The sequence below is a fragment of the Prevotella sp. oral taxon 313 genome (genome assembly GCF_003043935.1).
In the GTDB taxonomy this organism is placed as follows: domain Bacteria; phylum Bacteroidota; class Bacteroidia; order Bacteroidales; family Bacteroidaceae; genus Prevotella; species Prevotella jejuni.
This window is the reverse complement of the sequence record NZ_PYXE01000001.1, coordinates 1416034-1441858: the sequence shown is the minus strand read 5'-3', so window position 1 is coordinate 1441858 and position 25825 is coordinate 1416034. Positions and strand designations below refer to the sequence as shown.

Here is a 25825-nt window from a genome sequence, read left to right as displayed (position 1 = left end):
TATATTAGTGAGGGCATCTCTCTAAACTAACTTACACTCCCTTGTATTTTTTTCAATATTTCGTTTGTATCTTGTAGATTGTCATATAGAAATCGTATCTTTGCATACAAACTAAGAAAAGATGAAGAATATATTAAAAGAACTACGTCGTAAGGACCACCCACGAGTGTTGGGAGCCTTAGATATATTTAAGTTTATTGGCCCTGGTCTGTTAGTGACAGTAGGGTTTATTGACCCTGGTAACTGGGCAAGTAACTTTGCAGCCGGCTCTGAGTATGGGTATGCACTGCTATGGGTGGTAACCCTTTCAACGATTATGCTGATTGCTTTGCAGCATAATGTAGCCCATCTTGGTATTGTGACTGGTCTCTGCCTTAGCGAAGCCGCTGTTAAGTATGCCCCAAAATGGGTTGGTCGTCCGATTATTGTGAGTGCTATTTTGGCCAGTATCTCTACCTCTTTGGCCGAGATATTGGGTGGTGCTATAGCCCTACAGATGCTCTTTGGGATAAGTATTCCTACGGGTTCGGTCCTCACAACAGCAGCTGTATTAATCATGTTGTTTACGAATAGCTATAAGAAGATGGAACGTGCCATCATTGGTTTTGTGTCAATGATAGGCTTGTCCTTTATCTATGAACTCTTTTTATTAGACATTCATTGGCCTGCAGCCATAGAGGGAGCATTCGTACCAACCGTCCCTCAGGGGTCGCTTTTGATTATTATGAGTGTGTTAGGAGCCGTTGTCATGCCCCATAACTTATTCCTTCATTCAGAGATAGTACAGAGCCGTGAGATTCATTTGAAGGGTGATGAGCGCATTCGTCACATGTTGAGATTTGAGTTTGTCGACACTCTTTTCTCTATGATAGTGGGCTGGGCAATTAACTCAGCGATGATTCTTTTGGCAGCGAGTACGTTCTTCTCACATGGTCAGCACGTCGATGAGCTTTCTCAAGCACAAGCGATGTTACAGCCACTGTTGGGTAACAATGCTGCAAACATCTTCGCTATCGCCTTACTTCTGGCTGGTATATCAAGTACGATAACCAGCGGTATGGCTGCAGGTAGTATCTTTTCAGGACTTTTTGGAGAGTCATATAATGCGAAGGATACGCACTCCATTGTCGGGATAGTCCTCTCGTTGGGTGTAGCCCTCCTCATGATATTCTTTATTGGTGACCCATTTAAGGGATTAATCATCTCTCAGATGTTTCTATCAGTACAACTTCCGTTCACAGTCTTCCTACAAGTAGGCTTGACATCCTCTAAGAGAGTGATGGGTAAGTACGCTAATAGCAAGTTGAACATGTGTTTCCTTTACTCATTAGCAGGTATTGTCACCTTTCTTAATATATGGCTCTTGATAGAGAGTGTGTCATAGTGTTGGTAGGTTATAAGATGGTTTTCATATAATAGTAAAATCAGTTTTTGTAAAATAAAATCATCGACTCGAAATGAGATGAGGCCCGACAGTGTTTCAATTAGGCCTTTGCAATGATGAAGAAGGGCGTTTTCTTGCATGTAGTTAACGCCCTTCTTTAATGTAGTTAGGCGTCTTCTTTAATGCTAATCACAACTGTTTGATTCATTGATGATTATGGTGATGATTTTACTCGATATAGTGTGGTAGTAAAGGGGGCGTTTCCTATCTTGAATGTAAGATATTTTCAATTCAATGAAGCATGTAGTCTATTGTGGTAAAGTTTCTTTATGTCGATTTTATAGGACAGGTTATAAAACAAAGAAAACGGGAATGATACAACGATATCATTCCCGTTAGTTATGGTATATGCTATTTAATCTTAGATAGACTTGTAGCCGTTTGTACTGTTATGTGCAAGCAAGTCTTTCAGATTTAGCTCTCTTCCACCATGTGCTTCGTAGGCTTCTTTCATCTCTTCCTCGCCTTCTGCCTCTTCTTCAGAGTGTTCGAACGTAACGCACTTATCCTTAAGTTCTGCGATTACCCAGCCAATCAGTGCGATGATAAGCAGTGCAATCAATCCTATCATTGGAGTTGTCATAATTAAATAGTTTTTTATTTCTGATGCAAAAGTACATTAAGTTTCGTAAAGAACCAAATTATCTCTAAGTTTTCAGTAACTTTGCAGTAAATATAGCTGTATAAAGTTAATAAGAACAAGATGACAAGAAAAGAAAGGTACGACTATGCACTGAATTATTTCCGTAAGCATGTTGGACACGTGTCAACGGAGCTTAATTTCGGTTCAGCATTCCAATTGCTTTGTGCGACACTGCTTTCTGCACAGTGTACGGATAAGCGTATTAATGCAATTACACCCGAATTGTTCCGCCATTATCCTGATGCAAAGACAATGGCAACGGCCACCTCGGATGAAATATTTGATTATGTGAAGAGTGTCTCTTACCCTAATTCAAAGGCAAAGCACTTGGTTGAGATGTCAAAGATGCTGGTAGAGAAGTTTGGAGGGGAGGTTCCTTCTGACCCAAATGCACTCATTACACTACCAGGTGTAGGTCGTAAGACGGCAAATGTCATACAAGCTGTGTGGTTTGGCAAGCCAACATTGGCTGTCGATACGCATGTTTATCGTGTTAGTCACCGCTTGGGCCTGGTCCCCTCAACGGCAAATACGCCTCGAAAAGTTGAGGATTATCTGATGAAGAATATCCCTACTGAGGAGGTTACGGATGCTCACCATTGGATATTACTTCATGGACGTTATGTCTGTAAGAGTGCGAAGCCCGATTGTGAACATTGTCCCTTTGATGACATGTGTCCTAAGTTATTGGAGAATAGTAAGCTGTAAGAAGACTTAAAAAGGTAAAGGATTAAAAGGATATAATATAAGAAGAAAATGAATACAAAGAAGATAATGCACTTCTTGAAAGGTATTGCTGCGAACAACAATAGGCAGTGGTTTCAAGAACATAAGGCTGAGTATGATGCGGTAAAAGCCGACTTTGAGCAGGGAGTCGACAAAGTTATAGCTTGTTTAGCAACCTTTGATGAGGAGGTGTCACACCTGACAGCAAAGGATTGCACCTACCGTTTCTATCGTGATGTACGTTTCTCACCCGATAAAAGTCCGTATAAACGCCATTTGGGTGCATACATCTGTGCACATGGTAGGAAGGCTTTGCGTGGTGGTTACTATCTACATCTTCAGCCTGGGAACTGCTTGATAGCTGTAGGTTGTTATTGGTTGCCTACAAACATACTGACGTCATGCCGCAATGAAATCATGGCGAATATTGATGAATGGCGTAAGGATGTTGAGAATGAGGGTTTTGTCAATTTGTTCGGACGACCCAATGAGGGCGAGTGGACGGACGATAAGGTTAGTGAGAAGGGTTTTGGACTTGCTGCTTTGAAGACTGTTCCAAAGGGATTCCCCAAGGACTATGAGTATCTCCAGTATCTTCGAATGAAGGACTACTGCTGTTGGGTGTCTGTGCCTGATGACTTCTTTGATGGAGAAGGATGGGTTGAACAGTTGAAACACATCTGCAAGACGGGTAAGCCGATGATGGACTTCATTAATAACGTGGTAGATGATTATGAATAGAAACAAATAAAGAGGAACGCAAAGACATTCCTCTTTATTTTTATACTTACTAAAACGCTTTGGCTAATGGGTGCATTAGCCAAAGAGATAACAATTACTTCTTTCTCAATTCCTCAAGACTTGCCTTCAAAGCAGCAATCTTCTCTTCAGAATCGCTCTGCTTCTTACGCTCGCGTTCGATAACTGCTTCTGGTGCATTGGCCACGAACTTCTCGTTAGAGAGCTTCTTCTTGATACCAATGAGGAAGCCTTCAAGATGCTTGAGTTCCTTCTCCTGCTTCTCAATCTCGGCCGCAACGTCAATCAAGTCGCCTACTGGTACTGCGAAGCTGTCGGTTCCTACCATGAAACCAGATGCGTCACCACGCTTCTCAGTTACTACCTCGATAGCCTTTAAGTTAGCCATCTTAATGATAACACTGTTATAAGCTTCATAATTGTTCTGGCCGATTACGTCCAGTTCCAACTCTACCTTTGGTGCGATGTTCTTCTGATTACGTACGGTTCTCACACCGCTGACGATTGCTTTAACCTGTTCAATGGACTCGATAAGTGCCAACTCTTCCTTGCTTGGAACGTCAAGTTTGAGTTCATCACGCATGATGCTCTCGTTATCCTTGCGGTCATAGATGTGCTGCCACAACTCTTCAGTAATGAAAGGCATGAATGGATGGAGCATCTTCAATAGTGTGTCGAAGAACTTAAGAGTAGCTTGATAGGTGGTCTTATCGATTGGCTTGCCGTATTCAGGCTTGATCATCTCTAAGTACCAACTTGAGAATTCATCCCAGAAGAGGCGGTAAACAGTCATTAAAGCTTCTGAGATGCGATAGCTCTTGAACTGTTCATTCATCTCAGCGTTTACTTCCTTCAACTTTGCATCGAACCATTCAACGGCAATCTTGTTGGCTAATGGCTGTTCAGCATTGGCTGTTTCCCAACCTTGAACGAGGCGGAAAGCATTCCAAATCTTATTGTTGAAGTTACGACCTTGCTCACAGAGAGTCTCGTCGAAGAGGATGTCGTTGCCTGCAGGAGCAGACAACATCATACCCATACGAACACCATCAGCACCATACTTCTCTATCAACATGATAGGGTCAGGAGAGTTGCCAAGACTCTTACTCATCTTTCGGCCGAGTTTATCTCGTACTATACCTGTGAAGTAAACATGCTTGAATGGGAACTTGCCACGATACTCATAGCCTGCCATAATCATACGTGCTACCCAGAAGAAGATGATGTCTGGCCCCGTAACAAGGTCGCTGGTAGGGTAGTAGTAGTTGATTTCTTCGTTGTTAGGGTTATTGATTCCATCGAATACAGAGATTGGCCACAACCAGCTTGAGAACCATGTATCCATACAGTCGCTCTCTTGTTCGAGGTCAGATGATGTGATGGAAGGATTAATCTCCTGTGCTAACTTCAATGCTTCCTCAGCCGTTTCTGCCACAACAGTAGCGTTCTTACCCTCAGTGTCCTTGAAGTAGTAAGCTGGAATACGGTGTCCCCACCATAGCTGACGACTGATACACCAGTCCTTGATGTTCTCTAACCAGTGGCGATAAGTGTTCTTGTACTTCTTTGGATAGAACTCTATATCATCGTCCATAACTGGTCCAAGGGCAATGTCAGCAAAGTGCTGCATCTTTAAGAACCATTGTGTAGAGAGCTTTGGCTCGATAGGTACGTGCGTACGCTCTGAGTATCCGACTTTATTATCATAGTCTTCAACCTTCTCCATCAGCCCTGCTGCCTCCAAGTCCTTTGCTATCTGCTTACGAACATCCATACGATCCTGACCAACATACAAGCCAGCTGCCTCAGAGATCGTACCATTATCGTTGAAAATATCAATTGTTTCCAATCCGTGCTTCAGGCCAAGTGCATGGTCGTTAACGTCATGTGCAGGTGTAACCTTCAAACAACCCGTACCGAACTGGATGTCTACATAGGTGTCTTCGATGACTGGGATGACACGATTTACCAATGGAACGATAACATGAAGACCCTTCAACCATGTATTCTTAACATCCTCTGGATTGATACACATAGCTGAATCGCCCATGATAGTCTCTGGTCGAGTGGTTGCAACAACGGCATAGTAACCCTTATCATCCTTGTGTATTACGTTGCCTTCGTCCTTGCGCTCAACCTTAGCTTGGTCTTCTTTTGCAACATAATACTTAAGGTGATAGAGCTTAGAGTGCTCATCCTTGTAGATTACCTCTTCATCAGAAAGGGCCGTCTGGGCCTGTGGGTCCCAGTTAACCATTCGTACACCACGATAGATATAACCCTTCTTATAGAGGTCGCAGAACACTTTGATAACACTCTTACTACGAGTGTCATCCATCGTGAAGGCCGTGCGGTCCCAATCACATGAGCAACCAAGTCGACGCAACTGCTTGAGGATGATGCCTCCATGCTCGTGTGTCCAATCCCATGCATGTTCAAGGAATTGCTCACGACTGAGGTCGGTCTTCTTTATACCTTGCTCTGCGAGACGGTTCACAACCTTTGCTTCTGTAGCAATACTTGCGTGGTCGGTGCCTGGTACCCAGCATGCATTCTTACCTTCCATGCGTGCACGTCTTACCAAGATGTCCTGTATCGTGTTGTTAAGCATGTGTCCCATGTGGAGCACACCTGTAACGTTTGGTGGTGGGATAACCACGGTGTAAGGCTCACGGCCATCAGGCTTAGAACTGAAAAGCTTGTTGTCCAGCCAGTACTGGTACCATTTAGACTCCACTATCTGTGGGTCGTACTTGCTTGCTAATTCCATTGTTTCGTATATTATTATTTCTTTATTATCATTAAAATAACGGTGCAAATGTACAAAAAATCCGCCTAAAAAGCGTATCTTTGCAGCAATAATAGTACGTTGATAAGTACTTTAACGTTTATGTTTAACTTTAAACATCAAGACATTGCATACTAAAGAAGAGAAACTGAAAGCCTTTGCACGACTTTTAGACGTTCAGGAAAGACTCCGTAAAGAGTGTCCATGGGATAGTAAACAGACGAATGAAAGCCTTCGTCCTAACACAATAGAAGAGACGTTTGAGTTGGCTGATGCGCTCTTAAAAAACGACTCGAAGAATATCTGTAAAGAGCTTGGAGACATCATGGAGCATGTTATCTTCTATTCAACTTTAGGTGAGGAAAAGGCCGAATTCGACGTTGCTGATGTTTGTAATGCGCAATCTGATAAGCTCATGTTTAGGCATGATTTCATCGATTGGACGGGTTGGAGCGTCTCACGTTCAGACATGGTCGTGAGTGCTACTGGGCAGGTTGTTTACAAAGACGAGGTTCAGCAGAACGCTGATGGCGCACAAGCGGATGCGCCTACTACTGCACCTCAGGTGGAGACTACTTGGGAACAGCGTAAACAACGTGAACGTGATGGTAACACCTCTGTGCTTTCTGGGGTGCCAGACTCGCTACCCAGCCTCATTAAAGCTTATCGTATTCAAGACAAGGCACGCAATGTTGGCTTTGATTGGGAGGAGAAAGAGCAGGTCTGGGATAAGGTTTATGAAGAGTTAGGAGAGCTGAAAGAGGAGTTAAAGAGAGGAGATAAGCATCGTTCGACCGAGGAGTTTGGCGACTTCCTATTCTCGCTTATCAACGCCGCGCGCCTCTATCACATCAATCCCGACAATGCGCTTGAGTTTACCAATCAGAAGTTTATTAAACGATTTAACTATATTGAGGAAGCAGCTAAGACTAAGGGAGTTATGATAAAAGACTTAACGCTTGCAGAGATGGACGAGTTGTGGGAAGAAGCAAAGGCTCTCAACAAGTAGAACAGCTACGGATTTAAGCTATAAATAAGATATAATTATGAGAAGAACCTTTTATTTTATCATGTCATTGTTTATCCTTGTGATGGCTTTCTCATGCAAGGATAACAAACCAAAGTCTGTTTTGTCTGAGGTTGAGGCAGCTGGTGATTCTGTTTCTACAGGTGACAGTACGGTCTATGGTATTATGGTTGAGGGTGGAATGAACTCTATTGTCCTACTTACAGACCATGGTGATACATTGGAGTACCTTGTTAATCCGAACGATACTTTCGAGGTTGTTAAGGGCGGAAAGATTGATGGTGACCGCTTTGCTATCATTGGCTATAAGGAATATGGCGACCATTTCATGCGCTCAGCAATAAACTTAACGACATTGTTAGGCAATTGGACCAGCCTTGATCGTAACTTTGAGATTAAAGAAGATGGAACGGTAACATCGAGTCTTCAGTCTGAAAAGAATCCTTGGACAGCCTGGAAGATATGGAATGGTAAGTTGGTTCTTTCTAAAGATACGTTTGATATCGAAAGTCTTGGCGCTGACTCTTTGTCATTAGAAAACAAGTCTGGCTTGTTTGTATTCACAAGAGGGAAGTAAGCACTTAGCTTTGTTTCCTTCAAGTGATTGTTTAAGACGATTATAATAGTGTTTCTCTTCATCCCCTTCTCATGTTCGAGTGGGAGATGAAGGGTGTTTGATGAGTTTTATTATGGAGCCATTTAAAGTACATATCCTTGGTTGTGGTAGTGCGTTACCAACCTTACAGCATAATGCTTCTTCCCAGATAGTGGAGCTTAGAGAGAAGCTCTTTATGATTGACTGCGGTGAGGGAACACAGATACAACTACGTAGATTGCGCATACACTTCTCTAAGATTATTGCAGTCTTCATCAGTCATCTGCATGGAGATCACTGTTTTGGTCTGCCAGGAATGATTTCCACCTTCGGTATGACAGGTCGTACGGCTCCTTTACACATCTATGCTCCAGCTGCCTTCGAGCCTATTCTCGAGCAAACACTGAGTTTCTTCTGTCAAGGATTAGAGTTTAAGGTGGTGTTTCATGCTGTCGATACAACGCAAAACAAGGTGGTTTATGAAGATAGAAGTCTGACGGTTGAGACCATTCCTTTGCAACATCGCATTGATTGTTGTGGCTATTTATTCCGTGAAAAGCCTATCCTCCCACATATACGTCGTGATATGATAGACTTCTACAAGATACCGATTAGCCAGATAAACAATATTAAGGCGGGAGCTGACTGGGTGACTCCGGAGGGAGAAGTGATAGCTAATAGTCGGCTGACAACCCCTGCCGAACCAGCTCGCAGCTATGCTTACTGCTCTGATACACGTTATATAAAAACACTTCACGAGCTTGTGAAAGGTGTTTCTACGCTCTATCATGAAAGTACATACTCCGCCGAGGATGCCGAGCGTGCACGCCTCTATTGGCATAGTACATCTCAAGATGCTGCCAAAGTGGCTCGTGATGCCTCAGTTGGTAAACTGCTTTTAGGTCATTTCTCAGCCCGTTATAATAACGAATCACAGTTGTTAGAGGAGGCAAAGGAGATTTTTCCAAATAGTTATCTTACTTGTGAAGGTGCTACCTTCGATATTTGATTAGTCAATACCTCATATTGACGACTACTCCTCATCGTTCTTTCTTAACGTATAGAAGGTGTTGTCTTAGCCACTATGATGTCTTTCCAGCCTTAATCCCTTATCTGTTTGTCAAGAATTTTTGCCCTTCTTGAATCTAATATATGCTCTTTATGCTTTAAGAAAACGCCCTTCTACGTTCAAGAACATGCCCTTCTTGGATGCAGAAGACGCCCTTCTTGAAGCAAGAAAGGCGTCTTCTTGAACGTAATGTATAATGTGTTGATTAATTGATAGTTATAGTGTTCTGTTTAAGAGATGTTATACCCTTGTTTAGAGAGTGTTTTACTTGATATTGTGTAATGATTTTTTACAACGTTATTAATTCTCCTTGCATTAAGAGTGTTTACTAATATTGCATGGATGAGTAGGCTGGTTAATATAGTAGAGTACGTTCTTTTTCTCACAGATAAACACAGACTCTTACATGTAGGAAGGAGTCGTAGGTAGATTGTCTTCATTTTCTCGCTTATCAGAAATGGAGGAGAGTGATTGTTGGAATAGCTCCACAAAAACGTTAGGGAGTAGACGCAATGAAAATAAGGGGCAATAGCTACATCGCTCGATAGGCTGTGTGAATGCGAAAAACAATGCTGTTTCTATTTTTAATAGGCTGCTTGAAGCAGATAAAAGATGTTATTACTCATGTATAAAGCACGAAAAAAGGAGCATACTAAAGATAGTACACTCCTTATAAAGGATATAATTATAAAATTTGTCTCTTTGTTATACGTATTTGTCAGATGCCTTTCAATCTGTCTATTATGACTTTATTAAATCATTTAAGCATACGAATGCATACCCCCCAGAATGTAGTTAACACCGAAGTAGGTCATTAGGATGCTAAGAAAAGACAGTAGCATAAAGAAATGATACTTCTCTGGTTTCCTTAACGCAGGCAATGAGTTGGTGTGAAGAGGTATTGCATAGATTAAGAAAGTAATCAGTGCCCAAGTCTCCTTAGGGTCCCACCCCCAATAAGTTCCCCAACTGATATTTGCCCAGATAGCACCTATAAAGATGCCTAATCCTAATGTTGTGATAGCAGGATAAAGGAATATTTGCGACAAGTCGGTCAGTTGTTTGTTGACTGATATGACGCTTTCTCTCTTGCTGTTGCGGGTGAAGAAATAGGCTATTGCACTGATAAACGTGAGTGAAAGCAGTGCGTATGACATCATGATAATACTCACATGAATACTCAACAATGGACTATTCAATACAGGCATACGTGGTGTAATACTTGGGTCCATCTCTCCGAGGTGGCTTACAAGAAGCATAAATCCACTCATGATAAGCCCGAATGTTGTCATAAGTTGTAACTTTCTTGTTGTCAGAATAGACACAATCATAATCAACCATGACAAAAGGAGCATCGTTTCATAGCCGTTGGCAAGTGGGATAGTACCATTGATAATCCACCGAAGAGCCAATGTAAAGGTGAGAACACACCATGAGAGTGCCATCAATCCAGTGAAACATCTGTAGCGTTTCTTCCTTGTTATGAACAGAATAGACAGTAGTCCAGCTGTTAAGTTAACGATAAAAAGGATGGTTGCAAACGGGTATTGGTTGTAAATCCGTTCTGCTCTGATGGCCGTGTTAGAAGGGATAGTGTTGCCACCGTAGGTGTATTGATATTTTCTCAGCTTCTGTATGAGTTCGTTCACCATATCTGTTTTTCCCTGTCTGGCCAATTGTCCTGCTAAAGGAAGGATAGAACGCATATATTGCTGTTGTGCCTTATTCATGCTCTTAGGGTATTTGTCATGTGGTGAGAACCAATCGACAGTACCCTGCTTGGACATATAAGGGAATACACGCAGCGTGTTTCCTTGCATAAGCTCCATGAGTAGCATCATCTTATCGTCGGTATCCAATAGCTGTCTTGCTACGTTGTCATTCTCTTGACTACGTGCTTCTTGGAGGTAAGGACCGAGGATATAGCCTTGTTGGCCAAATAGACTCATTGGTGAGACATACTCTTCTAAGTTCAGTTTGTCACGTAGTTCGGAGCCTTTTAGTCTTAGGATAGGCTCTCTCATCCACTCTTTTCCCCAGAACATAAAGCCTGTCAGAACTTGAGTAGGAGTAAAGTCTTTGTAAGTCTTTTTGCCATAGAGTTTCTTTGTAAAGTCTATGGCGTAGGTTTCCATAGGACATATTCGTCCGTTATATACAATGAGTATCTTACCAAACTCATCGGCCGTCTGTCGTGGTAATGAGGGCTGCGCATTTGCTACAGAATATCCCGTCATAAGCATTACTATCACTACCGCTTTCTTTCTAAGCAATCGACGGAAGTTGCCCTTAGGCTCAATAAGCATTGCAATAAGGCCAAAAAAGAGTAGGGCATAGCCAAGATAAGTTACAGGAATACCGTATGGGTCGGAATTGACAGACAGATAGCTACCCTTCAAATCTTCGTCGTAACTACTCTGATAGAGACGTGTCCCATATCCTGAATAGATTTTATTCATAGAGACTTGATATTGTTCTTTCTTCCCATTCTCGATGATTGTGATGATTGAAGCATAATCCATAGCTGCCATGTTACCTGCATGATAAGTGACGTTGAACTTATTCAATAGAATACTGAAAGGTAACTCGGCCTCATTCCCATCCTTTGTGGTATAGGTGTTGACAACCTTTCCTTGTCGCAAATGAACCATCCCTTTATGAGAAGTGAGGTGGGTTAGCAATGCACCAAGGAGGATGATGACAAAAGAAAGATGTAAAAGAATAATGATAGGACGACGAACTTTTCTTTGGATGAAGTAGACTATGCCCGCAGCAGTACCCATGGCCCATAGTAAAGAGAACCACCATGACCCGAAGATATTGTCTGAAACATAATCAAGGCTCGTGTATTTCCCTATGATTGTCCCCGTAGCCATCACTATGATAAGGAGTATATAAACAATCTCAAGTGTCTTCTTTGTTCGCATTTCTTAGATGATAAAGAAGAAGATGAGCCTTTGTAAGCTGCATCTTCTTCTTGTCTTTGTTTTTGTAAATAATCCTTTGTTAGATAGAACGTATGAACTTAACTACAGCGTCTCTATCTTTCTTTGGCAAGTTATAGAATTTAATAGCTGCCTTATAAGCCTGACTGTTCTTGCTATAAGCGTGCCACATGATTGCTTCAACCTCATTGCGAGCACGAGCATCATGTAGACGGTCTTCTACACCAGAGTTAATCAATGAAAGACCTCGGCCCCACAGTGGAGTAGTGCGGCACCATGATCCGTGGATGTCGTTCTTCATATCGAGCTTATGCTGGATGAAGTCAGAGTATGGATAGATCTTCTGATTAGCATACTTAGGCAACTGCTTGTTGCCAAGGATTACTGAAGAACCGTGGTTGTCAGCACCTGTTGTCCAAGAGGCCTTGTGACAGTGTGCACAACCTAACTCTCCAGTGAAGAGTTCCTTACCACGCTGTACGTCCTTGTCGTTCAAGTTTCTTGCACGTGGAACAGCGATACCTCTATGCCATACCATGAATGCGTGATAGGCATCATCGCTCACCTCTGGTTTGAAATTGAAGTAAGGATTGTTGTAGAGGTTTACGTTGTCGCTTGGTGAAAGCAAATAACGAACAGCCTTCTTGATACCTTCACGGGTTCCATCGTTGTAGTATGGATGTACGTAAGAGTTTGGATTACTACCATGCTGTTGGATGTAACTAATCACGTTCTCGTTCTCTGACATTGCTTTTGCCCATGGTTCTGTAGAACAGATGTGCTTGATGTCTGAACGAAGAACATTCAACTCGTCCCAAAGAGCAACGTCGTTCTCAAGACAACCATCGAGCAAATCGTAGTTGAAACGCTTTACGAACTTATTGCCAAAAGCATCTTCTGCCCAAGCCTCAGGCTTCAACTGCTTTGTTGTATTGTCCCAGAACTCTGGGTTCAACTCTACAAAGCGTCCCTCTGCCTTGTATTGTTTCTCCAAGTCTTCATTAGAGATAGCATCAATCAAACCAAGACCTTGGAAGTTACAAGATGCTATCAAGCGTACTTCATAATTGCTTGGTACTGGGTCAGTGTTGAATGCTGACTGTGGAATAGATACTGATGGATAACGAAGATTAAACTTCTCACCATCAGGGAACTGCATTGGCAAACCACTTGGCATAGATGTTACGTCATGCCATGTGATGTGTATTTGCTTCGGATCAACAGGAGGCAAGAACGGCTCGACGGCTTGCAACATCGTAAAGGTTGTGAGCTGATTGATAGGAGTACCATTGTTGCTGCCTGGAGCATCAGGTGTATAAACTGAAACAATGTAACCGTTGCCCTTTACTGGCTCCATGTCATTACGACTATGACCGTGAGCATAACCACCAGAGTGGCAATACTCGCATGAACGACGAGATGCTACAGGGCCCCAACCTTTGTATGGTTCGGTGCTAAGGGTGTACTTAGCACTTGCCATCATATCTCCTTGGTTGAAGAGATCAGTTAGTCCTTGTTCGTCGATAGCTGGTGTGTTGTCCTCATAACCACCTGCTGCGGTGTTCTCTGTTGTACCAAGTTTGCCACCTGGGTACCATTCGTCTGCAGAGAAATTACCTACTGCCTGACCAATGTACTTTGTCTCAGGTTCTGATGGTTGCTGTGGATTGTCTGGCGTAACATTGTCGTCAGAACATGCAGCAAATGCACATAAGAGTGCTCCAGCAAGTAAGTATTTGCTATAGCTGTTGTGTCTCATAATGTTTTATAGTTAAATTTACGTTTGAAACGTAGCCCTGTCCTATAGAAGACAAAGCTACGTTTATTATTTATATTTACTTTTCAGATTTGCAAGAGTTGGATTACTTATCTGTCTGTTGGTTTATCCATGTACCAGCAGCATTAAGTGCTTCATTTAAGGCAGTAACCTTCTCGATGCAAGTCTTAACCTGTGTATGACCTGGATTATCGATGAAAGCAACGCCACTCTTCTTAGCTGTCTCCAAGGCAGCGATTGCCTCGTTAAGAGCAGTGTTCAATTCATTATATTTAGGATAGTTGTTATTCTTCAAGAAGTTCATGATAGAGTACTGAGCTGGAGTAGAGATATTCTCTGTACCACGTACGCCATAGAGTGAGTTCTTGATAGAATAGATGTTATCCTGGTAGTCTTGGAATGAACGCTTACTGTATGGTGACTCGATGTAGTTAGCTGCATCGTCTGCCGTACCAGTACCTGTAGCCTTACGATAAGCCTGACCAAGTTTTTGTTCAGCAACTTCTTCGCAGATGCCAGAGCATCCGCCAATGAATATATTGTTCAGTGTCTCATGCCATGAAGCAAACATACCTTTCTCAGTAGTGGCGAACTGTGAGTAATCACGGTATGGGATATTCTTTGGAGAAAGTCCTCTGTGACGTGTTCCATTAACTACCCACATTGCATCAGCAAGCTGGTTCACGTGAGAAGTTGGTATACTTGTACCTAACCAGCCATATTCCAAGAGGTAAGTCATGTTTCGGAGGTCACCAGCAACAGCTGCTGCAAAGGCTGCTTCGTTCACTGTACTTACGCTTGTAAGGCCTTGTTCTTTCTCTTTCTCAGCATTGAAGTCTGCTACGGTACGGTTCTTACCATTACGGAAGAGAACGAACTCCAATCCGTGGAAACCTAATACAGAGTCGAAGTTACCATTGTTGTCATAAACATACTTGGCTGGATTCTCGCCATTAATACCTGCGATAACATCTGCATTATTCAATGCTCTTGTTAACTGATCATGGTCGAGTGGCCATGAGTCGATATGTGGGTCAATCTCATTATCAGAAGCAGCACCATAGAGGAAAGCCTCACTCTGCTCCCAATCTCGACGTGCTCCTTTGAAAGCCTCACAAGCTGCATCGATGTCATTCTGGGTCAATGTACCAGCTTTACGCTTCTGATAAAGATTCTGGCAAGCCTTGTAAAGAATGTTAGACTTCTCTGCTAAATCTAAATATGTAGGTTTAACAACTTCATTAATGTAGTTTGCAACAACCCTACCCATCTCTGTTTTATTAGCGTTTGCTCTACTTTCGCTTTCAGCCTGGCTTAAAGCATTTTGCTGTTCAGGTGTAAGAATTGTTGTGTTAATAACTTCATCATCATCACTACTACATGATACGAAGCCTGTAGCTAATGTTCCTGCGAGGAGGAACATCGCAAGTTTTGTTACTTTTTTCATTATAATCCCTTTTTAATTATGGTTATACAATCTTTATTCTTTGCTTTTTAGAGGAAGAAACCTTCGTAAGCTATACCGATGTTAATAGAAGGTTCGTCGTTGTAACCCTTCTTCAGATTGCGGTAGTTGTACTCTGCCTTGATTGCAATCTGTGGGATAGGGTAATAGTTGATACCAGTTGCAAGAACGGTTCTATTCGTCCACTGCTTAGTTGTTGCATGGATGTAAGAGTCATAGTGTTCGATGTGTCCAAAGACATAGAGCTTCTGATTGTCCTCACGCAACTTGTGTATCTGGGAGAAAATATCATAACCTACCTCAAACATCATAGCCATAGCATGACTTCCGAAGTATTTACCACTACCAGACTCATATGGCTTAACATACTGAACATTAGGGTATGAGAGGCCAGAAATCTGGTTCGCATTACTTACATAACCATAGTCAATGTTTCCTCTCGCAATCCAGTTATATTTATTATAGGTGAAATCTAAGCTACCAAGATAAACATTACCCTTAATCTTCTTCTTATCTCCCTTCTCACTATCATGTGGAACATTGTTGTGCATAGCCTGTCCTGCATAAGCACTAACACCAATGCGTAAGCCTGGGATGGTGTAGTTGTCTACGCGAGCGAGGAAACCATACTTATTAGCAACCTCAAACTCGAATGGATTTGACGTACCTTTCTGAATCCAGTTAGCGCGACTGAAATGATAAGCATCCAATCCTGCAATCATCTGTGCGACGTAGCTAAAGTCGCCTGTCCTACCCCAGAAGGAAATACCTGTCTGATGCCATGTACTTGGGAGGATAGTGTTCTCTCCCTCAGGACGATAGACAGTGAAGAAATTTAATGGCTCATGATGAGCGTTCACTAAGCCGAATGGCACAACGATATGACCAGCACGGATATTGAAAGCTTTGCTAAATGATTTCTGCAACCAGAACTGTTCGAGTTCAACCTCGCCACCTTTCTCTGTTTCATGTTCGAACTCAATAGCCTCATCTGCCTCGTATTCGATAGCAGAACCAGACCCGCCATGTTCAAACTCAATCTCAGAACCTAATGACCAGCCCTTCCCGAAATCATAACCAAGGTAGATAACGGCATGTGGAATATCAAATCTTCCATGACTTGGGTCCTTCTTGTAAAGGCCAGGTGTCGTATAACGATTTCCGTTATCACTATAAAAGTTACGTGAATAAGCAGCTTCGCCATATCCACCAAGGCTTAGTTTATTTCCCTTGGCATGGTTCATTACAGAGTCAGCTGCGTTTACTTGTGCTTGTGCTACGGCTGCACTTGATAATAGTGTAGCTAAAATAATACCTGATGTAAATTTCCTCATTAGAGTTATTATTTAGATATTTATAATTTGCATACAAAGTTATAATATTATGAAAGAATTGACAATACCTAAAATTGTGGATATTCTTTGCCTTTAATGAGAAACGTTATCTACCTTATTGGGATTTACCTTCATAACATGTAGGTATTATTGGAATTGTTATAAATAATATTTTTTGTAATAGTTTACAACGTTGTTGTGTTTAATTGATATAAGGTGTTTGATATCAATGGATATGTTGTAGGGTGTGATTCTCCGAAAACTTGAATAAGGATTAAGCCTTTCTATAGAACTACTCAGTCTTGAACTGTATGGCATTTGTTTTGGGAACGAACACTGTTTAACCTGTTGAGCCACACTAACATGGGTTGTATATAGTCTTATTACTTTCGAACTTCTTGGCTATCAATGATATATCACGATAGTGGTTACTATTTATGCGATGTGTGTTAAAGTTTGACACTGCATTTGAACATAGGTAGAAGCGTAATAAATGTCATTATAATAAGGTATAGTAAGCCACCCTTGTCTATCGAACTCATACGAAGAAGTCATATCAGATACCAACAATAAGTTATATTTCTCATGTTAATTCACTTCAAGTGTGTGACCAATAGCCTTGATAGGCACTGTCATGTAAGTAATAAAAAATAATTACATTTAATCATCAAAATATCATGTAATTAAATGATAGATATGAGTAAAATGTAAACCCACAACAAGCAGATAACCAATAAGTTATGATGACGTTTGAAGAAGAGGCCTAATTAGGTGCAAGAAGGGCGTTAACAACACGCAAGAAGGGCATGTTTTTTAAGCTTGTTAGGCGTCTTTTAGAAGGCAATAGGGCATGTTCTGTGATAGAGTAGGGCTGAAAATGTTTTACAGATTATATGGTTTTTACCTCTTATAGAAGCCATTTCTATAAGAAGTAGTTCTCTAATTCTTTTATTGTTGTTTCGTTTATCTTATCTATGTCTTTAACGATTGCTCCCTTCTCCATCAGTACTATTCTGTCACTAATATCCGTTGTGTGGTGTAGGTTATGGCTGGAAATGAGAATAGAAGCCTGATGTTGTTGTCTATACTTAGACAGTAAGTCCTTTAGTTGGTTCTGACTACTGGGGTCAAGGAAGTTGAATGGTTCATCAAGAATTACAAACTTAGGACAGTGAAGCAGGGTAGCAGCAATACCAACCTTCTGTTTGTTGCCTGCAGAAAGCTCCCGAATAAAGGTTTTCCCGTTAAGGATATCTTCACTAAGAAAGGGAGAGAACGACTTTATTCTTTCTTCTAATCTTTCTTCCACGATGTTATTAACTTTACCAATAAAGGTGAAGAACTCTCTTGGCGTAAGGAAATCAATAAGGAAACTCTCATCGAGATAGGCAGAGACATAGTTCTTCCATGACTCTTCAAGATGAGAGACCCTTGTCCCACTAAGGCTAAGTTTGTCTTCACGCTGATTGTTTGTCTCATCCGAAAGACAGAAGTCAACCTCACCGCCATCGGCTTTTATGAGATTCAGAATCAGTCGGAAGAGCGTAGTCTTACCAGCACCATTATTCCCAACAAGTCCAATAATCTCGTTAGAAGGGAAACAAAATTCGGGGATAGACACAGCTGTCTTATCCCCGAAAGTCTTTATAAGGTTATTAACGAATATCGCGACCATGGCAATTCTTGAATTTCTTCCCGCTACCACATGGGCATGGGTCGTTAGGACGAGGCATCTTGTCAGCACGATATGGCGTGTGGTTCACTTCTTGTGCCCCTTCGCGGGTGTCATGCTGAGCTGCAGCAACCTGATTAGGGTCGTTAAGTTCAACCTTCTCCTCCTTGTACTGCTGGCTATGTTGCTCTGGAGCAGCTTCCTGAATATCCTCAGCAGGTTGCATCTCAGGTATCTGACCGCGCATAAGAACACTTGCTGTACGGTTGTTCATATCGTCAATCATGTTGTCCCAAAGCTTTACACTCTCCAGCTTAAAGATGAGTAATGGGTCCTTCTGCTCGTAAGATGCATTCTGAACAGAGTGACGGAGGTCGTCTAACTGACGTAGGTTCTCTTTCCAATCATCGTCGATGATATGGAGGAGGATTACCTTCTCAAATTGTTTAACAACCGATTTAGCTTCGCTCTCGTAAGCTTCTTTCAAGTCGCAAGGAATGTTGTAGACACGTTGTCCATCTGTGATAGGAACCATGATACGCTCGTACATTGCCCCTTGGTTCTCATACACCTCTTTAATAATAGGCCATGCAACAGTTTGGATACGCTCTGTCTTACGTGTGAAGGCGTCCATAGCAGCTTGGAAACTGCGTTCAGCAAGTTCTTCAGTATGGCCTGCAGCAAGCTCCTCTTCGGTGAATGGGCATTCCATTGCAAGTACTTTCAAGAACTCTTCTTTGCATCCTTCGTAGTCATTGCGCTCGATAATGCTTACACAACGGTCCCAAATGATATTAGAAATATCCATACCAATACGCTCACCCATCAATGCGTGACGACGCTTCTCATAGATAACCGTACGCTGCTTGTTCATGACGTCATCGTATTCCAACAGACGCTTACGGATACCGAAGTTGTTTTCTTCAACCTTCTTCTGAGCACGCTCGATACTATTAGATATCATTGAACTCTCAATACGCTCACCATCTTCAAAGCCGAGGCGGTCCATTACCTTAGCAATACGCTCTGAACCGAAGAGGCGCATCAGCTTGTCTTCAAGTGAGACATAGAACACTGATGAACCAGGGTCGCCTTGACGACCAGCACGACCACGCAACTGACGGTCTACACGGCGGCTTTCGTGACGTTCAGTACCAATGATTGCAAGACCACCAGCATCCTTAACTTCCTGCGTGAGTTTGATGTCGGTACCACGACCAGCCATGTTAGTTGCGATGGTCACAGCGCCGAGTCCGTCTACAGAACGACCAGCCTCAGCTACGATCTGAGCCTCCTTAAGGTGCTGCTTTGCATTCAATACCTGGTGAGGAATCTTACGCATGTTAAGCATCTTACTTAAGAGTTCACTAATCTCAACGGATGTTGTACCCACAAGACATGGACGGCCTTGATTTCTCATAGTCTCAACCTCGTCGATGACAGCCGCATATTTCTCACGTGCAGTCTTATAAACACGGTCTTCCATATCCTTACGTTGGATAGGACGGTTCGTAGGTATCTCTACAACATCGAGCTTATAGATATCCCAGAACTCGCCCGCCTCGGTTGAAGCAGTACCCGTCATACCTGCAAGCTTGTGATACATACGGAAGTAGTTCTGTAAGGTGATGGTAGCAAAAGTCTGTGTTGCAGCCTCCACCTTTACGTGCTCTTTGGCCTCAACAGCTTGGTGTAAGCCATCGCTCCAACGACGACCTTCCATGATACGACCCGTTTGCTCGTCGACAATCTTAACCTCACCGTTCAAGACAACATACTCATCGTCCTTATTGAACATGGTGTAAGCCTTCAGAAGTTGCTGTAAGGTGTGTACACGCTCACTCTGAACACCATAGTGAGCCATCATTGCATCTTTTCTTTCGATGTATGTCTGCTCATCAATAACGTGGTCATCTTTTTGCTTCTCAAGTGCCGAAAGTTCTGTTGTAATATCTGGTAAGACGAAGAGCTGATCGTCCTTAACCTGATTAGCCAACCATGCAGTACCCTTATCAGTAAGGTCGCATGAATTCATCTTCTCGTCTGTTACGAAGTAGAGAGGCTCAATAGCCTTTGGCATTTCACGGTTGTTATTAGCCATGTAATACTCCTCTGTCTTCAGCATACCGGCCTTGATACCTTCTTCAGAGAGGTATTTAATGAGAGCCTTGTTCTTTGGCAGTGCCTTAAATGAGCGATAGAGGGCAAGGAAACCTTCCTCTTGTAATTTCTGGAAAGTCTCTTTGTTGTTAGCATTCTTCTGTGCTTCAGCCAACTTATGACGTGCTTCAGAAAGAAGCTCAGTAGCTTGCTTGCGCTGAACCTCATACAGACTCTGAACCAATGGTTGGAATTCTTCGAACATCTGAACGTCACCCTTTGGTACAGGACCACTGATAATAAGTGGTGTACGAGCGTCGTCAATCAGCACAGAGTCGACCTCATCGACGATAGCATAGTTGTGCTGGCGTTGTACAAGGTCTGCTGGTGACACTGCCATATTGTCACGTAGATAGTCGAAACCGAACTCGTTGTTAGTACCGAAGGTGATATCAGCTTGATAAGCCTTACGACGAGCAGGAGAGTTTGGCTGGTGCTTATCGATACAGTCAACTGAAAGACCATTGAACATATAGAGTGGTCCCATCCATTCAGAGTCACGCTTTGCCAAATAGTCATTAACTGTCACGACGTGAACACCGTTTCCTGTGAGCGCATTAAGGAATACTGGTAGGGTAGCAACAAGCGTTTTACCCTCACCAGTAGCCATCTCAGCAATCTTACCTTGATGTAGAACGGTACCACCAAATATCTGTACATCGTAGTGAACCATCTCCCATTTCAAGTCATTACCACCTGCTGTCCAGTGATTATGGTAGATAGCTTTATCGCCATCAATGGTAATAAAGTCCTTTGAAGGGTCGGCTGCCAACTCGCGATCGAAGTCTGTAGCGGTGACAATCGTCTCTTCATTCTCTGAGAAACGGCGTGCGGTATCTTTAACAATAGAGAAGGCAACAGGCATAACCTCGTCGAGTGCTTTCTCATAATTGTCCAAAGCCTCTTTATCAAGTTTATCTATTTGATTGAAGATAGCCTCACGCTCTTCAAGAGGTGTCGCTTCGATCGTTGCACGAAGTTCTGCTATCTTCTCTCGTTGTACCTTACCTGCGTCCTGAACATACTGTTGTATCTCCTTTGTTTTGGCGCGCAATTCATCATTGCTAAGTGCTTTTATCTCTGGATATGCAGCCTTAACCTTGTCAACGTAAGGCTGAATAAGCTTCATATCACGTGTTGATTTATCTCCAAAAATTGCCTTTAATATCTTATTGAAATTCATTTATTCTAAATCGTTTGTTTATTTATACATGAGGTAGTTACCACCTCTTATTATATTACTAATTCCGAGCAAGCTAATATTAAATAGTTGCTTCTTACGATAAAGAATATAGATTGGGGGCACGAATCTTAATTCCACTCCTCAACGAAGGGTTTGGAAGGAATTGTTCTAACTTTTGGTAGTTATTTGATTTAGCTTTGAAATCAGTAGGATAGTTGTCATATAAGTCTGCAACAAATACTGCTTTGTTTTGTGCAGGTTCTATTTCTTCGTCCTCCTTAATCTGCTTAAAGGCCTCAAGAACAGATAATATATCTTGTTCAACACCCTTAAATGCTTGTTGATGACAAAGGTCTTCGATGTTAACATCACCCAATGCTATCTTTAGCACAGACTGATAGCTCTGTGCTTCTACTCCTGTTGTCGCAAGAACGACAAGTAAAGCGGTGATGTATTTATTCATTATCTTTTATCTCTTTGAATTACTTCACGGTAGTAACCGATTTGCTAATTCGTAAATGTACTATGCAGTGTAATAGCAAGAATGATGCCACAATTATTATTGGAACGGGTATTTCTTGGATAAAACGTCCAAGAAGTCCTATTATAATAAGTATTCCCCATATCTTCCACCACAATGTTTTCTTCCTTTTAACGGTAGGATAAAGAAAGAGCAAAGGTAAAGGATTGAAGAAGAAGATGATGAAATTCAAACTAACACACGGGTGTTGCGAGAATATCATTATAAAGAGAATAATACCAATAAGCCCTGATGTTAGCATTAAAACGGCATCCCAAAGCCAGTAAACACGCTGTTTTCGATAGCTAAAGAGCGTTATTATGATGCTGATGGTTGCAAAAAGAAATGCAACAAAGATGGGAGAGAGTAGTGACGAAGGCTCTGCCTCTATTGTCTCAGCTGGCAATAGTTCGTTAGTTTGCTTTACTAACGGCTTCCCGTTATAGGTTGCTTTATCGAAATCGAGCCTTAAGTTCTCTGGTAGAAACTGCTGTTCAGACTTTGTTGTCTTACGGTCAGCATTCACACCCAGTAGGAGGTCTTCCCCAAACTGTGACCACTTATCTTTATAGTTCCATTCATGTATCATAGAACGGAACGTTGCATCTGGTTTAGCTGGCGGATAAACGACCCTTCCATGCAGATGGTTGACTATCATGTCACGGGCCCTTGTGGTGCAATTGTCAAAGAAGTAGTTGTAACGATAAACCACATTCTCTGGCTTCATGTTCTCCTGTAAAGCCTCATAGATAATTTCCTTGTCCTTAGGTGATAAGTTCAGAACCTGCTCTACAACGCCTCGTCCCTCGTAACTATATTGTGCGAGGAAATCATCCATGGCCTGTATGCCCATGCGATAGTCGGTCATTCCAAGTACAAAACGAGGAATAAAGTAGGTTTGTTCAAGGGAGAATATACCATAGTTAATGGCCAAGTCTAATCCTTTCCCCTTGTCATAATAGCGAATGGCGGTGTGTCCATATTGCGCCCAAACCTCTTTTCCAGGCGAACAAGTTAGGAGGGATATTTGAATACTATCGTTATTATTCATAGACTGAGCCCCTGCCGTAACATTAACGACAGACAAGAGAGCAGTCAAGACAATATATAATAATCCCTTCTTCATTTCCGTCGCAAAGTTACTAAAAAAGCATGAGAGCACAAAGAAAGCTTATTAAAAATTATTGTTGACTAATAAAACTTATTATGCAGTTTGTCTTCTGTAATGTTCAGTCGACATTTTTATAGTCTTTCAAACAATCCTCATTATTCTCTTTGAGCTCTGTTTGTGTGCAAAATTCAGCGTAACTCCGTGAGAGATGAATGTGTATTACTGCATTTGTCGCTTTCATCATAGAGTAATTTCAGTAATCACTTCCTATTTCAAAGATATTTGTTTGATTGTAAAAAATGATTACATGGAAGAGGTTTAAGTATCTTCAAAGGATTGGTATATCTTTTCTTTAGGATAAGTTTATAACATTCATATAATCAGTATGTTATAAGTAGCGTTTAAGAAGATGCCTTTCTTGCTCCAAGAAGGGCGTCTTTAACGTGCAAGAAGGGCGTTTTCTTCGACGTTGAAGAGCATCTTCTCATTCCATTCCCACCCTCTTCTCCGAATCTGTAGGGTGTGATTATTGAAATATCCTTACATTTCTAAAGATTATATTGAGTATTTCTTCGTTTCCTCTCGGTGGTCTAATATGAATAATACGATAAATATTTATCGCAGAACAACATAGAAATCTTGCTTATAGGCATAGCTTTACAAAGGTCTGTTCTGGCACGAAACATTACAGAAATTAAAGCTAAGATGAGTGATATTACGTTGTACTTTTTTAGGCTTAATGGTTCTTCGAGTACTCTCGCTATGTATGAAAAGACGCTGTTTGGGCTGTGGCCTCTTTGAGTCGTAGAGCACCCATAAACTTTTGTTAGCAGTTTATGAAAGCAGTAACCTTATAATCTACATTCAGTTCTATTCTCTCTCATTGGTCAGTGATAACCCTTGCCTTTTCAAGCATATCTAAATTGCTTGCTCGTAAGAGACGATTTTCTTAAAATCAATTTTCCTGTCATTTCTGTCATCTTAAATGTGCGCTTAATTGCTTATAATACAATGAATTAACGTTAAATGTTAAATGTGACAGCAAATAAAAATAAAACTTATTTCGTTATATGAGCTTTTATATTCGACTTCATTCGGTAGGCTTTACCACTACAAACGTTTAGTGCGTCTTCGACTAACGAAGGTAAGAAATCATAACTTTTGTATTGGAAATATTTATTGAACATTACTATTAAAATTCAAAATCCTTTATTGTTTTTCTGCAATATAGATTTTTTTTAATAACTTTGCGCCAATATATCGTTAAGACATATCGTCAGAATAAGAAAAAGAAAGCGAATGAAAAAGATAATTGCTACAGCATTCCTTGTAGGACTTGCTTTACAAGCGTCAGCTCAAAGTGGTACGAACTCTCCATATAGCCAGTATGGATTAGGCGCTTTGGCTTCTCAGGCAACAAGTTTTAATCGTGGAATGAACGGACTGGCGTACGGCTTTCATGAGCATAGCCAGGTTAACTACATGAACCCTGCTTCATACGCTTCAGTTGACTCTCTTTCGTTTATCTTCGATGCTGGGGTAAGTCTTCAGTTGACTAATTTTGAAGAGAAGGGAAAGAAGATCAATGCCCAGAATGCTGATATTGAATATGTTGTTGCATCGTTTAGAGCGTTTAAGCACGTGGGTGTGAGCTTTGGTCTCTTACCTTATACAAGTGTGGGTTACAACTTTAGTAACACGCAGAATGTAAATGCTTTCCCAAGTACATCGTCTCCTAATGCCACCTATTCTAATACATATAGTGGTAATGGTGGTTTGCATCTCGTTTACTTGGGTGCGGGTTGGGAGCCATTCAAGGGCTTCTCTTTTGGTGCGAACATAGCTTATTTATGGGGAACACTAAATCGTAATTCTACTAATTCATATAGTGATAGTTACGTAAATACCCTTTCTAAGAACTATACAGCGCAGGTGAAGAGTTATAAGGCTGACTTTGGTGTGCAATATACTTATCCTATTGACAGAAAGAATGAGTTGACCTTGGGTTTAGCCTATTCTCTTGGACACACGTTAAATGCAGAATCAGAGTGTGATTTGATATCAACTAACTCACAGACAAGCGTTTCTGATACAACTCGTTATGTTGTGTCAAACTCTCTTGAACTTCCCCACACTTTCGGAGTTGGTTTGATGTTTAATCATAACAATCGTCTAAAGTTCGGTGTTGACTATCAATTGCAGAAGTGGGCTAAGATTAGATACCCACAACTCAATACTGTTAATGGTACGACAAGCTATAGTCTTGTTGATGGACAGTTTAATGATCGTCACAAGTTGACGCTTGGTGGTGATTATTGCAAGGGCGAACGTTATCGTGGTTTCTTTAGTCGTATGCACTATCGTGCTGGCTTCAGCTATGCAAGTCCATACTTGAAGATAAATGGACAAGACGGTCCACGTGAACTATCAGCAAGCCTTGGTGTAGGTATTCCTATTATGAATGCCTATAATAATCGTAGTATGTTGAATATTAGTGCAGAGTGGGTAAACCAGAGTGCGACAGGTCTGATAAAGGAAAATACATTCCGTATCAACGTTGGTCTGACCTTCAATGAGCGTTGGTTTGCAAAGTTCAAGGTAGAATAA

17 protein-coding genes are annotated in these 25825 nt (G+C 41.6%); 7 read left to right on the top strand and 10 right to left on the bottom strand.

Features of this window, described 5'->3' with window-relative positions; all coding sequences use genetic code 11:
• The first annotated feature begins 121 nt into the window (after positions 1-121).
• Positions 122-1384 carry an Nramp family divalent metal transporter gene (locus tag AXF23_RS05560; RefSeq protein ID WP_107624599.1) on the top strand — a complete coding sequence of 421 codons (1263 nt, stop codon included), beginning with the start codon at positions 122-124 and terminating at the stop codon, positions 1382-1384.
• Between the two features lie 421 nt (positions 1385-1805).
• On the opposite strand, the gene AXF23_RS05555 is transcribed toward AXF23_RS05560, so the two are convergent.
• The gene (locus AXF23_RS05555) at positions 1806-2027 is read right to left on the bottom strand and encodes a hypothetical protein (protein ID WP_009010810.1); all 222 of its coding nucleotides are present in this window, start codon (positions 2025-2027) and stop codon (positions 1806-1808) included.
• 120 nt (positions 2028-2147) lie between these two features.
• Between AXF23_RS05555 and nth the strand changes: the two genes are divergently transcribed.
• Entirely contained in the window at positions 2148-2795 is a 648-nt protein-coding gene (gene nth, locus AXF23_RS05550; RefSeq protein WP_009010809.1) for an endonuclease III, read from the top strand.
• A 48-nt stretch (positions 2796-2843) separates the two neighbouring features.
• Positions 2844-3554, top strand: coding sequence for a DUF2461 domain-containing protein (locus AXF23_RS05545; RefSeq protein WP_107624598.1), 711 nt, complete (start codon positions 2844-2846; stop codon positions 3552-3554).
• Between the two features lie 94 nt (positions 3555-3648).
• Here AXF23_RS05545 and AXF23_RS05540 read toward each other — a convergent pair whose 3' ends face one another.
• Complete coding sequence (locus AXF23_RS05540; RefSeq protein ID WP_107624597.1) at positions 3649-6342, bottom strand: valine--tRNA ligase; 2694 nt, start codon at positions 6340-6342, stop codon at positions 3649-3651.
• 145 nt (positions 6343-6487) lie between these two features.
• On the opposite strand from AXF23_RS05540, the gene mazG reads away from it, so the two are divergent.
• From mazG to AXF23_RS05525, 3 genes are all read left to right on the top strand, one after another.
• Positions 6488-7369: a nucleoside triphosphate pyrophosphohydrolase gene (mazG, locus tag AXF23_RS05535; RefSeq protein WP_107624596.1), complete on the top strand. Its 882-nt coding sequence runs from the start codon at positions 6488-6490 to the stop codon at positions 7367-7369.
• Between the two features lie 37 nt (positions 7370-7406).
• Complete coding sequence (locus AXF23_RS05530) at positions 7407-7964, top strand: lipocalin-like domain-containing protein (protein WP_107624595.1); 558 nt, start codon at positions 7407-7409, stop codon at positions 7962-7964.
• A gap of 112 nt (positions 7965-8076) precedes the next feature.
• Positions 8077-8991 carry a ribonuclease Z gene (locus AXF23_RS05525; protein WP_107625807.1) on the top strand — a complete coding sequence of 305 codons (915 nt, stop codon included), beginning with the start codon at positions 8077-8079 and terminating at the stop codon, positions 8989-8991.
• 821 nt (positions 8992-9812) lie between these two features.
• Here AXF23_RS05525 and ccsA read toward each other — a convergent pair.
• From ccsA to AXF23_RS05485, 8 genes are all read right to left on the bottom strand, one after another.
• Positions 9813-11978: a cytochrome c biogenesis protein CcsA gene (gene ccsA / locus AXF23_RS05520; protein ID WP_107624594.1), complete on the bottom strand. Its 2166-nt coding sequence runs from the start codon at positions 11976-11978 to the stop codon at positions 9813-9815.
• A 79-nt stretch (positions 11979-12057) separates the two neighbouring features.
• Entirely contained in the window at positions 12058-13755 is a 1698-nt protein-coding gene (locus AXF23_RS05515; RefSeq protein WP_107624593.1) for a di-heme oxidoredictase family protein, read from the bottom strand.
• A gap of 103 nt (positions 13756-13858) precedes the next feature.
• Complete coding sequence (locus tag AXF23_RS05510; protein ID WP_107624592.1) at positions 13859-15220, bottom strand: imelysin family protein; 1362 nt, start codon at positions 15218-15220, stop codon at positions 13859-13861.
• Positions 15221-15267: 47 nt separating this feature from the next.
• Positions 15268-16572, bottom strand: coding sequence for a hypothetical protein (locus tag AXF23_RS05505; protein WP_107624591.1), 1305 nt, complete (start codon positions 16570-16572; stop codon positions 15268-15270).
• A 922-nt stretch (positions 16573-17494) separates the two neighbouring features.
• The gene (locus AXF23_RS05500) at positions 17495-18247 is read right to left on the bottom strand and encodes an ABC transporter ATP-binding protein (protein ID WP_107624590.1); all 753 of its coding nucleotides are present in this window, start codon (positions 18245-18247) and stop codon (positions 17495-17497) included.
• Positions 18228-21587 carry a preprotein translocase subunit SecA gene (gene secA / locus AXF23_RS05495; protein WP_107624589.1) on the bottom strand — a complete coding sequence of 1120 codons (3360 nt, stop codon included), beginning with the start codon at positions 21585-21587 and terminating at the stop codon, positions 18228-18230. The genes AXF23_RS05500 and secA overlap by 20 nt, the downstream gene beginning before the upstream one ends.
• A gap of 94 nt (positions 21588-21681) precedes the next feature.
• Positions 21682-22050: a hypothetical protein gene (locus AXF23_RS05490; RefSeq protein ID WP_107624588.1), complete on the bottom strand. Its 369-nt coding sequence runs from the start codon at positions 22048-22050 to the stop codon at positions 21682-21684.
• Positions 22051-22069: 19 nt separating this feature from the next.
• Positions 22070-23233 carry a lipoprotein N-acyltransferase Lnb domain-containing protein gene (locus AXF23_RS05485; protein ID WP_107624587.1) on the bottom strand — a complete coding sequence of 388 codons (1164 nt, stop codon included), beginning with the start codon at positions 23231-23233 and terminating at the stop codon, positions 22070-22072.
• A 1284-nt stretch (positions 23234-24517) separates the two neighbouring features.
• Here AXF23_RS05485 and AXF23_RS05480 point away from each other — a divergent pair.
• The gene (locus AXF23_RS05480) at positions 24518-25825 is read left to right on the top strand and encodes a hypothetical protein (protein ID WP_107624586.1); all 1308 of its coding nucleotides are present in this window, start codon (positions 24518-24520) and stop codon (positions 25823-25825) included.